At 35.0% G+C, this 13,251-nt stretch carries 13 protein-coding genes; 1 reads left to right on the top strand and 12 read right to left on the bottom strand.

Annotated elements, in window-relative coordinates:
- Nucleotides 1–11 precede the first annotated feature (11 nt).
- The 12 genes from BMY13_RS09245 to BMY13_RS09190 all read right to left on the bottom strand — a co-directional run bounded on the left by BMY13_RS09245 (nt 12) and on the right by BMY13_RS09190 (nt 12,153).
- Nucleotides 12–1,199 (bottom strand): pyridoxal phosphate-dependent aminotransferase, encoded by a 1,188-nt coding sequence (locus tag BMY13_RS09245; protein WP_092492735.1) that lies wholly within the window; start codon nt 1,197–1,199, stop codon nt 12–14.
- 12 nt (nt 1,200–1,211) lie between these two features.
- A complete protein-coding gene (locus BMY13_RS09240; RefSeq protein ID WP_092504097.1) occupies nt 1,212–1,745 on the bottom strand; it encodes a cell wall elongation regulator TseB-like domain-containing protein in 534 nt (177 codons plus the stop codon).
- Between the two features lie 437 nt (nt 1,746–2,182).
- Complete coding sequence (dinG, locus tag BMY13_RS09235; RefSeq protein WP_092504094.1) at nt 2,183–4,987, bottom strand: ATP-dependent DNA helicase DinG; 2,805 nt, start codon at nt 4,985–4,987, stop codon at nt 2,183–2,185.
- Nucleotides 4,988–5,117: 130 nt separating this feature from the next.
- On the bottom strand, nt 5,118–5,501 hold the full coding sequence (panD, locus tag BMY13_RS09230; protein ID WP_092492732.1) for an aspartate 1-decarboxylase: 384 nt from the start codon (nt 5,499–5,501) through the stop codon (nt 5,118–5,120).
- Between the two features lie 11 nt (nt 5,502–5,512).
- Nucleotides 5,513–6,382, bottom strand: a complete 870-nt coding sequence (gene panC / locus BMY13_RS09225; RefSeq protein WP_092504092.1) for a pantoate--beta-alanine ligase — start codon at nt 6,380–6,382, stop codon at nt 5,513–5,515.
- A 1-nt stretch (nt 6,383) separates the two neighbouring features.
- On the bottom strand, nt 6,384–7,223 hold the full coding sequence (gene panB, locus BMY13_RS09220) for a 3-methyl-2-oxobutanoate hydroxymethyltransferase (protein ID WP_092504090.1): 840 nt from the start codon (nt 7,221–7,223) through the stop codon (nt 6,384–6,386).
- Nucleotides 7,213–8,217, bottom strand: coding sequence for a biotin--[acetyl-CoA-carboxylase] ligase (locus BMY13_RS09215; protein WP_092504088.1), 1,005 nt, complete (start codon nt 8,215–8,217; stop codon nt 7,213–7,215). The genes panB and BMY13_RS09215 overlap by 11 nt, the downstream gene beginning before the upstream one ends.
- Nucleotides 8,193–9,395 carry a CCA tRNA nucleotidyltransferase gene (locus tag BMY13_RS09210; protein ID WP_245736067.1) on the bottom strand — a complete coding sequence of 401 codons (1,203 nt, stop codon included), beginning with the start codon at nt 9,393–9,395 and terminating at the stop codon, nt 8,193–8,195. The genes BMY13_RS09215 and BMY13_RS09210 overlap by 25 nt, the downstream gene beginning before the upstream one ends.
- Before the next feature lie 21 nt (nt 9,396–9,416).
- Nucleotides 9,417–10,544: an N-acetyl-alpha-D-glucosaminyl L-malate synthase BshA gene (gene bshA / locus BMY13_RS09205; RefSeq protein WP_092504084.1), complete on the bottom strand. Its 1,128-nt coding sequence runs from the start codon at nt 10,542–10,544 to the stop codon at nt 9,417–9,419.
- Nucleotides 10,541–10,963, bottom strand: a complete 423-nt coding sequence (gene mgsA / locus BMY13_RS09200) for a methylglyoxal synthase (RefSeq protein WP_092492726.1) — start codon at nt 10,961–10,963, stop codon at nt 10,541–10,543. Before mgsA ends, bshA begins: the two co-directional genes overlap by 4 nt.
- 10 nt (nt 10,964–10,973) lie before the next feature.
- A complete protein-coding gene (gene dapB, locus BMY13_RS09195) occupies nt 10,974–11,771 on the bottom strand; it encodes a 4-hydroxy-tetrahydrodipicolinate reductase (protein ID WP_092492725.1) in 798 nt (265 codons plus the stop codon).
- Between the two features lie 43 nt (nt 11,772–11,814).
- A complete protein-coding gene (locus BMY13_RS09190; protein ID WP_092492724.1) occupies nt 11,815–12,153 on the bottom strand; it encodes a nucleotide pyrophosphohydrolase in 339 nt (112 codons plus the stop codon).
- Between the two features lie 179 nt (nt 12,154–12,332).
- Between BMY13_RS09190 and BMY13_RS09185 the strand changes: the two genes are divergently transcribed.
- Complete coding sequence (locus tag BMY13_RS09185) at nt 12,333–13,205, top strand: YitT family protein (protein WP_092492723.1); 873 nt, start codon at nt 12,333–12,335, stop codon at nt 13,203–13,205.
- Nucleotides 13,206–13,251 lie beyond the last annotated feature (46 nt).

Below are 13,251 nucleotides of genomic sequence, written 5' to 3'. Positions count from 1 at the left end.
AATTACCTCCATTACTTTGATTGATGGTTAAGTACAAAACGTTTGATTCGCTTTGCAGCCTCTTCTAATAAATCAATTGATGTTGCATAAGATAAACGTACATTATTTGGTGCTCCGAAACCTGACCCAGGTACCAAAGCAACTTTTTCCTCTTCAAGTAGGGCGGTAACCCATTCATCAACAGATTCAAATCCATTGCTTTTAACTGCTTCAATTACATTTGGAAACAGATAAAATGCACCTTTTGGTCTAATACAGGAGATACCTGGAATATCATTCAATAATTCTAATGATAATTCGAGACGTTCTTTGAAGGTTTTCCGCATTTCCGCATTTGGATCTTCTTTTGTATCATACGCTGCTAACGCGGCATACTGTGCAATTGATGTTGGGTTTGAAGTCGAATGAGATGCCAGATTTGTCATTGCCTTAATTATTTCCTTTGGTCCAGCAGCATATCCTATTCTCCAACCTGTCATGGCATGTGATTTCGATACGCCGTTGACAACTATTGTTTGTTCTTTCAACTGTTCGGATAGTGCAGCAATTGAAACATGTTTATCACTTGTATAGATTAATTTTTCATAAATTTCATCCGACACAATTATGATATTGTGTTCTAAACATATTTCCCCTAGCTTTTGCAGTTCTTCTTTATCATACATCATTCCAGTAGGATTACTTGGAGAATTTATAATAAATGCTTTAGTTTTAGATGTTATTGCTGCTTCTAGTTGTTCTGGAGTCAGTTTGAAATTATTTTTTTCATCTGCATCAACAACAATTGGTTTTCCGCCAGCTAATTTAATTTGCTCTGGATAACTTACCCAGTAAGGTGCCGGAACAATGACTTCATCGTTTTCATTCAATAACACTTGAAACAATGTGTATAAAGCATGTTTTGCGCCTGTTGTAACAATTATTTGGTCTGTTGAGTATTCTAAGTCATTATCTTGATTAAACTTGCTCACAATCGCTTCTCTAAGGTTTAGGATACCTCCAGAAGGTGTATATTTAGTGAAACCGTTCTTCATTGCAGATTCAGCAGCCTTAATAATATATTCTGGCGTATTGAAGTCTGGTTCGCCCGCTCCAAGTCCAATAACATCATGACCTTGACTTTTAAGTTCTTTTGCTTTTGCAGTAATTGCTAATGTTGATGATGGTGTTAATGTTTTTACTCTGTTTGCTAAATCCATGAAATCACCTTTCTATTTGAACATATGTTTAAAACGAAATTGCTCAATACGTGTTCGATCATAAATGGATAAATAATCAATAACGTATCGATTTGATTCATCTGTAAACGTAACCTCCCACGAAGGCTTATCACCAACTAATGCTGGAGTAATATCATAAAGTTCACAGTTTCTGCAAGATTCATTCCATCCTTTTCGTATAGATTCTTCTGAAATAATTTCAGATTTGTCTACTATGGTTATATCTTCATTATTTTTGCTAAAAGGATAGTAAATAATTTTCTGTTTATTGTTATTTGTTTCCCCATAAATTATATAATAAGCTTTTTCACCATGAAATCTTTTTACTTTGTCAATGGTTTCTAATTCTGTTTCTTCCATCACTTTATTTTTTACATATTCAAAAGATGCTGTTTTATCCTGTTGTATAGCATTATATAAATTAAAACCATAAATAAAACAAGCAATCAATACAAGTGATATTACAGCAAAAACCCACTTAAGCCAATCAGGTAAGTTAAACCACGAATAACGCTTATTCTTCATTGGCCTCAACAAATGGTGAAACAATGTAACTAACTATTTTATAATTACTTGAAGAACAACTTTTTTTTGATACCTCTAATTTATTATCCATCGTTTTCCCTCCAATAATAAATACTGCTTGTTTTATCAAATTTTACTACTCATAGTGTTCTTCGTATTTGCGAAAACTATAGGTAACGTTGAATAAATAGGATGAATTACAATATAGTATAACAAGCATTCGTGTAAAATTGTTTTATTTTTATTTATTTCAACAAAATCTCCTATCCCATATCATACCATATCATACTGATGTATCACTTGGTGCATCAGTATATTTTTTTTGCTATAAATGCAACTAAGGATTTCTCCATTATGGCTTGGTAATAATCCAAATTTTCTAAGGTTGAATAATGATGTAAATATTGCACGTCAGGCCTTCTTCATCTAACTCATGGCTAGAACCAATCCATGGCTTTGTCCATTAATGCCTGGGTGGATTCGTAAGTGGTTGGGACAGAAGGAATTGACTCCGTAAAATATTTTCCGTAACGAGCCTTAATAATACGTGCATCACAGACAAAAACAATACCCCGGTCATTAGACGAGCGTATTAATCTGCCAAAACCTTGTTTAAAACGAATAACAGCATTAGGTAGTGCTAATTCAAAAAAAGCATTTTTACCTTCTTTTTTAAAATGATTTGATTTCGCTTCGTATACCGGATGATTAGGCGGCTGAAATGGAAGACGCACAATCATTAGGCATGATAAATCATCGCCCGGTATGTCGACACCTTCCCAAAAGGAACTGGTTCCTAACAAAATTGACTCATCAAACGTTTGAAAATTCTTTTTTAATCGGGATCTGCTACCGCTTGAAATACCTTGAGCAATTAGCATATATTTATTAATATCAATTGTTTCCCTTAATAAATTATATGATTTCCTTAGCATGTCGTAGGAAGTAAATAATACGAGCATTCTTCCATTTGTTATTTGTGCTAACGATAAAATGGCCTCACAAGTTGAATAAATAAAATCATCTAAATTACCATGTTTGATATCAGGAAAGTCATTTGGGATCATTAACTGTACTTGATTCTCATAAGAGAATGGAGAATTAATTTTAGTTGTCAGCGTATGATCAGATTCCAATCCTAGCCTGTTCATAATAAATGAAAATGAATTCTTCATTGTCAATGTAGCACTTGTAAGAATAATACTTTGTTTTTGATTGAAGAAATCCTCTGAAAGCAAAGCAGACATATCTGTTGGTTCACTGTAAAGGTATACAGCGTTTTTTGCTCCATAAGCCTCGATTTCCATCCATTTAACATTTGCAATCCCCTCATCCGTTAGAAACAACTGCTCAAGGGAATCAATAATCGTTTGAATTGCTTCCATAATTCTGGTTAGTTCTTCCAAATGATTTTTATCAATATCTTTTTCTTTTAATAGAGATTGCTTTAATTGTGAAAGTAAATGAATGAGATCTCTAAGATAGAATGTCAAACGTGTTGACATTTCTATGATGACGTTCCATTGTGCTGAATTTTTTTCGACTTCATCAAAGCGATACTGGATTCTTCCGATATCACTTAATGACTTTTCCTTCTGTTTTTGTTCGATAACATACTGAAAAAGCATACGGAATAAATCATCAACTTCATATTTAGCTTTGTTATAGAAGTTTTCCCATTCATCCACTGAAAAGTTTTCATCTTTAATAGGGTAGTTTGTCAGTAGCTTGCCTAGCCAATTCCCATCTTTTGTATCCCCTATTTGCGTTAACGTATACTGTACATGGACATAATCAAGCTTTAAACCATAATGTTTTGAAGCTGTTTCTTCCAAATGATGCGCTTCATCAATAATTGCCTTGTCATAGGATGGTAATAATTGATATTCATTAAACATATCGGTACATAATAATGCATGGTTCGTTATCAAAATATCTGCCTGCTGTGCTTTTTTACGCGCTTTTTGATAATAAGATCTGGAAAACCAAGGATTTGTTGGATCGATTGAACCTTCTGTATCAGTTGATACTTTTCTATAAAATAAGTAACCACTTGAAGGTAACTGGATTTCATCGATATCTCCTGTAATTGTTTCTGTCAGCCAAACAAGTATCATTGCTTTTGTCAGTGTAATATCATAATTATCCGCTTGTTCAGAAGATAATGCACGTTCAAATTTTTCCAGGCTAATATAATGTTGTTTTCCTTTAAGTAAAGCTATTTTAAATGGAAATGGTACCAAATTATGAATTAACGGAATCTCTTCGTCCATCAACTGGGATTGTAGCTGAGTTGTATATGTACTAATGATAATTCTCTTTTTTTCCGATACCGCCTCATAAATTGCAGGTATTAAATAGGCTAACGTTTTACCCGTTCCGGTCTCTGCTTCAATTAAGGCATGATTCTTCATTCGAAAAGCATCATAGACAGTCTCAGACATTTCACGTTGCCCTTCTCTTTTTTCATAATTTAGCATTTGTTGTTGCATAGTACCGTCATTTTCATAAATTTCATCAAGAAAATTTCCAAAAGCTGTGTCGATATCTTTTTTAACCGGTTTCGTTTCTTCTGTTGACTTAAAGGCCAACCCTCTATACGTATCAATATTATCACCTTCATAAACTGAAAAAGCGAGTTCTTGCTGTTGTTCGTAGAGCATGGTATATATGTCTGACTTCAGCTTCTTTTCCAGCTTTAATAAATGCGAAACTGTTTCATAAGGTAATGTATTTATCTTCTGCTTTAACTTTAAAAACAATTTCGCTGTCACATATGCATCTGACAAAGCTCGATGTGGATCATTATGCATAATTTGGAGATGCTCTGCCAATTGTCCCAACTTATAACTGGGAGCCTTGGGATATAACATACGGGAAAGCTCAACCGTATCGATTACCGGGTTATTTAGTTGCCTATAACCATTTGATGCAAGCTCCTCATTTAAAAATCCTAAGTCAAATGGAACATTATGCGCAATTAAATAGCTATTATCAAATAAATTAATAATTTCTTGAGCTTTTTCTTCAAACATTGGGGCATCTTGTACATCATGGTCAGTTATACCAGTCAAATTTGTAATAAAAGATGGAATTGGCATATTCGGATTAAAGAAGGTGGAAAATTCGTCAGTAATCTCATTATTTTGAATAACAACGATTCCTACCTCGATAATTTTATCTTGTTCTGCCGGAAAATGACCTGTTGTTTCCAGGTCAATCACAACAAATTTTTTATCCATACTTCCACCTATCTCTCATGTATACTTAGCTTTAAATTGTACATCGACATTTCTTATTATCGTTTCCGTATAAGTAAAAAAAACTCTTATCATATAAACTGATAAGAGTTCTACCTGATAACCAAAAATATTACATCTCGGTCAGCGGTGGTTCTTGTTCAATAAGTTGCTCAATCTCGTTACTGTTATTCATAATGGCAACTTTTGGTTTATATGATGCTAATTCATCATTAGAAATAAGTGCATACGAAACAATTATAACAATGTCATTTGGTTGAACAAGGCGTGCTGCAGCACCATTTAGACAAATAGTACCTGACCCTCTTGCTCCGGGTATTACATATGTTTCAAGCCGTGCACCATTGTTGTTGTTTACAATTTGAACTTTTTCATGAGGCAGCATATCAACTTGATCCAATAGATCCTGATCTATTGTAATACTGCCTACATAATTTAAATTTGCTTCCGTTACTCGTGCGCGATGTATTTTTGCTTTCATCATAGTGCGAAACATGTAACTGCCCCCTAGTAAAATTGCCTTATCAGCTTTCCATTTTCATTAAAAATAATATTGTCAATCAATCTTGCGCGTTTAAATTGTACTGCAACTGCTAAAACAACATTATTTTTAATGGTGGAGACTGATTGCAAATCTGGATAACTCAGCATCTCGACATAATCGACAGTACCAGAGGTTTCTCTGTTTATTACATCAATTACCTCTTTTACAATAATAGCAGGATTTTGCTCTCCGTCAACCACTAGTTGGTGACCATGCTCTAATGCTTTCGTGAGCCAAACTGCCTGACTTCTTTCGTCATTGGCTAAATTCACGTTTCTACTGCTCTTTGCCAATCCATCATGCTCACGGATAGTTGGTAATGCAATAAGTTGAATAGGAAAATTCAAATCATTTATAAGCGCGTCGACAACTGCCACTTGCTGAGCATCCTTCAAACCAAAATATGTATTATTCGGACGTATTATATTAAATAACTTGGTTAAGACAGTTATGACTCCTTCAAAATGGCCTGGACGTGATCGCCCACATAGAACATTCGCTCTCTCTTCAACCGATAATGTTATGTTCATTTTGGTTGGGTACATATCCTTAACACTTGGAATAAACAATATATCTACTCCTGCTTGTTCTGCAAGCCGGATATCTTGTTCCTCATCACGAGGATATTGCTCATAATCTTCATTTGGCCCAAATTGCAAAGGGTTCACAAAAATACTTGTAACGACAACATCATTATCTTCCGCTGCCTGCTTCATTAATGCTAAATGTCCTTCATGAAAATATCCCATGGTTGGAACAAATCCTATGCTTTCAGATTTGGATATTTTGATCATTTTTTCCTGCATTACAGTTGTTGAACGTATTATTTTCATATTATCTACCTTCTGAATTGTTTGGTAATAAATCTTTATTTTTAATCTTAAATGAATGTTCATCTAATGGAAATGTTCTGTCCTTGACATTTGATATATAAGATTCGATAGCTTGTTTACCGACTTTATTTAAATCGGCATATGGTTTTACGAATTTCGGTAAACGATCCACTCCATACTTTAAAATATCGTGATAGACGAGAACCTGTCCATCGCATTCCACACCAGCACCAATTCCGATTGTAGGTATTGAAACTGAATTTGTTACAATTTCAGCAAGCTCTTTTGGCACACACTCCAATACTAAGGAAATAGCACCATGGGCAACTAATCGCTTTGCATCATTAAGCAATTTTGCACCAGTATTTTTATCCTTTCCTTGTACTTTATAGCCACCTAATACATTTACGGATTGAGGTGTTAGACCTAAATGTGCAACAACTGGGATACCAGCATCTGTTAGACGTTGTACGAGTAATAGAACTTCTTCTGATGCTCCTTCAACTTTGACAGCCTGTGCGTCTGTTTCTTGAAAGATTTGCTGCGCATTTAATAAAGATGCTTCTAATGAAACATGATAAGACATAAAGGGCATATCAACTACAATAAATGTATTTTTAGCTCCACGCTTTACCGCTTTTGCATGATGAATCATGTCTTGTACTGTGACTTTCACTGTGGAATCGTATCCTAACATAACCATTCCTAACGAATCACCGACCAGGATCATATCAATTCCAGCTTCTTCAGCAAGCTTTGCAGAAGGATAGTCATATGCAGTAATCATCGTTATCTGTTCATCTTCCCGTTTCATTTTTTGCAAATCCATTCTACTGAGCATTATTGTCTTCTCCTCTCATAAACCATTCGATTTCCCCTGAATATATTTTTTTGATTTCATCGTTATCTGTTTTTGTTAGTAAGGCTCCATCTTCAGCTATTCCTAGAAATTTAGCTTTCCATTCTTTATGTAACGTCTTTATTTTGATGTACTCGCCAATTCGATAACCATAGCTTTCCCATTTATATTTTACATCAGGAAACCCATTCTGCATGAAAGAGTCATATGAATTTTCAAATGATTGAAGGACATGCTGGATAAAATCTTTTATATTCCATTGATGTCCGGTTTGTATTTGAAGAGAAGTTGCTTTATCTTGTATATCCTTATCGAAATCTTCTGTTATTTGATTAACATTTATTCCTATCCCAATTACGACATATTGAATTTGATCTTGTTCTGCCTGCATTTCCGTTAAGATGCCTGCTGTTTTTTTTTCGTTGATTAATATATCATTTGGCCATTTAATCTTTGGTGTTAATGCAGTATGCTCTGCAATTGCATCGGCAAGTACAGTTGCAGATAAAAGGGTTAATTGTGGTGCCATTACAGGAAGAAAATCTGGTCTAAGGATGATACTCATCCAAATTCCTTTCCCTTTTGTGGATTGCCATTGGCGATTCATTCTTCCTTTTCCCTTCGTTTGTTCATCTGCTATGATAATTGTACCATGTTCAGCATTGTCTTGTGCAGCTTGGTGGGCAATCTGCTGGGTTGTTTTTGTTGATGTCTTGTGAATTATCTTTTTCCCAAGCCAGTCGGTTCTTAAGCCCCATTGAATTGTGTTTTCACTCACTTTATCCGGGAATTTTACAATCCGATATCCTTTTCTAGAGACTCCTTCTACATGGTATCCATCTTTTTCAAGCTCTTTCATATGTTTCCAGATGGCACTTCGGGATATCTTTAGTTTTTCGGATAATAGCTGTCCAGATACAAACTGTTTGTCGCTGGTTTCTAATAATTCGATTAATCTATTACGTGTGGATTCCATTTTATCCAATCCTTTAAATCCATTTTATTATTCTTTAACTTCCCTGATAAAACTTCATGTTCAACTGCTGCTAATGTATTTCGAATCCATGGTCCGCTCTTTAATTGAGGGAACAATTCGCGCACATCATCACCGGTAATTGCCAGGTCTTTTTTTGACTTTATCGGTAGCCTATTGTCTATTAGCTCCATTTCATCTATTAATATAATTTGATTAAAGAGCATATTTACTAATTCTGAAAAAACCTGGTAATAATTTCTTGGTAAACAATATACCAATAAGCGATCCAACCCGCAATTTTTATAATGCAATAAAGCATCATTCAAAATTAGGGCTTCATTTTTAACATTATTTGAGCATTTCCATTCATTAACCCATTTCTTTATACTTATTGTCGGAGCTAAAAAATGAAAAAGTGCAATAACTCCTCCAAATGATCGTATAGCTTGCATGTTCTTCGGAAGAAGTTCGATGATATGTGGGTGGTCATTCATGATTGGTAAATGTTGATACACCTCTGTATCTGTTAAATAGTTAAGACCAATTTCAATATAATCCCCAGCAAATAATTTAGTCATTTCATTATTTATTCGCTCAACAGCAATGTTTTCGATTTCACTTTTAACTAACTTCATATCATTTATAGTATTGGGGCTGATGGAAAAACCCAGTTGACTGGAAAATCGTAGCGCGCGTATGATACGTAAAGGATCTTCCATAAATCGATCATAACCATTACCAACTGTCTGAATTATTTTGTTTTCAATATCGCTTCTCCCATCGAACAAATCAATAACGTTGCCTTGTTTATCCATAGCGAGTGCATTAATTGTAAAATCACGGCGTTTTAGATCCTGATCAATCGTTTGAATAAATTCAACCGTGTCAGGATGTCTTTGGTCCGAATAGCTTCCTTCAACGCGGAAAGTAGTGACTTCGTATGACTGATGTCTATGACGCACAATTACAGTGCCATGCTCCAATCCGACTGGAATGACCTTATTAAAAATCTGCTGGATTACACTTGGAGGTGCAGAAGTTGCTATATCAATATCACCTATTTCGCGTTTGAGTAATAGATCCCTTACACACCCACCAACAAAATATGCATCGTAAGCATGACTTTCAATCTGATTTAGTACCTCTATTGCCTCAATAAATGGTTTGGTAAATAACACTGTAATCACCATTATTTCTGTTTAAAATTTATTAATTATATCATCATATAAATCTGTATACTGCTGAACAATATCATGCGAATAAAAATGATTTTTGGCATGTGCTAATGCATCTTTGGAAAAACGGTCTAAAAGTGTTTCATCTTCAAGTAAATTAATTGCGTATTCCGCAGCTTTATCAATATCACCTAACTCAATTATGTAGCCAGTTTTATTATGATCGATTACCTCAGGTATTCCACCTACATTTGTTCCAATACACGGCACCTCACAGGACATCGCTTCTAATAAAACAAGACCAAAACTTTCCTTTTCTGACATGAGCAACTTCAAATCAGAAATAGACAATAAGTCACTAACTTTCTTTTGTTTTCCTAGAAAAAGAACTTGATTTGTGAGTCCTAATTTCCCAACTAGATGATATACCTCAGAATATTCAGGTCCATCTCCGACCAGAATTAATTTTGATTTAATATTTTTTTGTATTTTGTGGAATGTATAAATTACATCTTCTACCCTTTTTACTTTACGGAAATTTGATATATGAATAATTACTTTTTCATCGGGTCCGATACCATATTGTTGCTTAATTCCAGGAGGTTCGTTTTTAAAATATTCTTCTTCGTTAACAAAATTATATATAACATTGATATTCTTATCCACACCAAGCATTTCTTTAGTTTGTTTCACCAAACTATTTGATACGGCTGTAACGGCATCAGACTTCTCAATGCCATGTCTGATCATTTTTTTGAGGGAATGATCAATCCCTAAAACAGTTATATCCGTACCATGTAATGTTGTTACAATTTTTACATCATGCTTTGCAATATCTTTCGCCAGAATTGCACATATGGCATGAGGCATTGCATAGTGCACGTGAAGAATATCCAATTTTTCCTGATCAATCACTTCAGCCATCTTATTTGCTAGAGCAAGATCAAATGGAGGATATTGAAAAACTGGATAGTGATTTAGTTCAACCTCATGGTAATAGATATTGGGATGTACCCTATTCAATCGGAACGGTAGACTGGATGTTATAAAATGAATCTGATCTCCTTGTTTTGCCATTAACATTCCAAGTTCGGTAGCAATAATTCCTGACCCACCTACTGTCGGGTAGCAAGTTATTCCAATCTTTTTCATTTGTCAATATCCTCACTTCTATTTTGCTTGACAATTTCACGCCACTCGAAGTCACCTCTTCCTAATGCTCGTATCACAATTTCGGCTGCAGCTAAATTAGTAGCAAGGGGAATTAAATGAACATCACAAAGGCGCATTAATGCGCTAACGTCTGGCTCGTGTGGCTGGGCTGTTAATGGATCTCTGAAAAAAATAACAACATCCATCTCGTTGTTTGCAATCTTTGCACCTATCTGCTGATCCCCTCCAATTGGACCCGACTGGAACCGGTGAATATCAAGTCCAGTCTCTTCAGTTATTCTTGTTCCAGTAGTTCCAGTCGCAAATAAGTTATGATTCTGTAAGACATGTTTATATGCAATACTAAAGTTGATAATATCTTGTTTCTTTTTATCGTGTGCAACTAATGCGATATTCATTGTATCCCCCCTACTCAAGTATTTTTTCTAATCCATAGACTAGTTTATTTAAATTAATTACTTCATTAACAGATAATTTCACCCCATCCATGAAAGATTGACGGTTATAGGAATCATGTTTAATTGTTAATGTTTGACCAGGACCACCATAAATCACTTCTTGATGGGCAACAAGCCCTGGCAGGCGTACACTATGGATTCTAATCCCATCTGTCTCTGCTCCTCTAGCACCATTCATTATTTCACGTTCGTCGGGATGTCCTTGTTGCTTACTCTCTCTTGTTTCCTTAATCATGTCTGCGGTTTTAACAGCCGAACCTGATGGAGCGTCTAGTTTCTGATCATGGTGTTTCTCGATTATCTCTACATCTGGTAAATATTTCGCGGCTGTCTTAGCAAATTGCATCATCAGTACAGCACCAACAGCAAAGTTAGGTGCAATGATACAACCAATATTATTTGTACCTGATAAATCAGACAAGGTCTTTATTTGTTCAGCTGAAAATCCTGATGTTCCAACTACTGGTCGAATATTGTATTGTAATGCTAGTTTTGTATGTAAGAACCCTGCATCCGGTGCCGTTAAATCAATTAAAACGTCTGCAGCCACTTCCTGAAAACATACTTCGGGATCCTCAAAAATTGGTACGTACAGATCTGGAAGGTTATCAATGTCTTTTACTTTTTTGCCATGATTTTTTCGGTCAAGACATGCAACCAATTCAAATGATTCCTCATTGTTTACCATATTAACAGCCTCAGACCCCATTTTGCCTCTTGGTCCGGCAATAATTACTTTAATACTCATGTTTATATGCCTCCTGTTATGTCTACTAGTGTTTGTTAGTTAATTAACCTTTGTGTGTCCAACGATCTTTATCCCTTGTTTCTATTTTGTTTATAGATAATTCAAAGGCTTCCGACATATCTATGTCGAGTGAATTTGCAAAACAAGTGAGAACGAATATTATATCACCAAGCTCTTCATCAATATTCTTCCGTGTCTCAGATGATTTTTTAGGCTTTTCACCATAGTAATGATTTACCTCTCGTGCCATTTCTCCTAATTCCTCAGTTAATCTAGCCATAAGACTTAATGGAGAAAAATAGCCTTCCTTGAACTGTGAAATATATGCATCGACTCTTTCTTGAATTTCATCAGTGCTATATGATTTACCGTTTTCTGTCATACAAAATACTCCTCTAACTTGTTTAATCTCCTTTCATGTTAGCTAAAAGGCCCTGATTTGACAAATTATTAATCTGATAAGTATTTCTTATTTGATTGTTCTTAGCTGGTAAATTGTCTATAATAATAAAAGTGTCATTTAAGAGAATGTTACGTATAAAAGGATTGGAGGTTATGTGGATGGTTTTCAGTCTAAAAATAAAAAATATTATATTTATTCTACTGGGTTCTGCCATTTTCTCATTTGGAATTGTTCACTTTAATATGCAAAACAACTTAGGAGAAGGCGGATTTACTGGTATTACATTACTCCTTTATTTTTTATGGGAATGGGATCCAGCTATTACAAATATTGTTCTTAACATTCCTGTCTTTTTCATAGGATGGAAATTTCTAGGACGCAACACATTTTTGTATACGATAATTGGTACATTTGCTGTATCCGTATTTTTGTATATTTTTCAAATCAACCCTTTTCCAACATACCTGCAGTCAGATATGACACTTGCTGCACTTTTTGCAGGAGTCTTCATCGGTGTCGGATTAGGTATTATCTTCCGTTATGGAGGTACAACAGGCGGTGTGGATATCATCGCTAGGTTAGTCCATAAATATGCAGGCTGGAGTATGGGGAAAACAATGTTTCTTTTCGACTTTATTGTTATTACCACATCCGTCTTCACCATTCTTGAATTGGTTGAGGGCATGTACACATTAGTAGCTGTATATATTGCAGCTCGAGTAATCGATTTTATCCAGGAAGGTGCTTATTCAGCACGTGGCGCAACAATAATTTCCAGTCATAGTAAAGATATTGCCACAAAGATTAATAAAGAAATGGATCGTGGTGTAACGGTATTATCTGGAAAAGGAAGCTTTACCGGTGAAAATCGTGATGTTCTTTATTGTATAGTCGGAAGGAATGAAATCGTGCGGTTAAAGAATATTATAAATGCAATAGATCCCCATGCCTTTGTAGCAGTGAGCTCTGTTCATGATGTAGTTGGTGAAGGATTTACATTAGATGAAAATAAAAATCCAATTGAAGACTAATGTTTCTATTATTATTATCGAATGCCAAAGTAAAAATGTGGCAGAA

Source organism: Virgibacillus subterraneus, from assembly GCF_900110695.1.
Lineage (GTDB): Bacteria > Bacillota > Bacilli > Bacillales > Amphibacillaceae > Lentibacillus > Lentibacillus subterraneus.
This window is presented reverse-complemented; position numbering and strand designations above follow the sequence as displayed.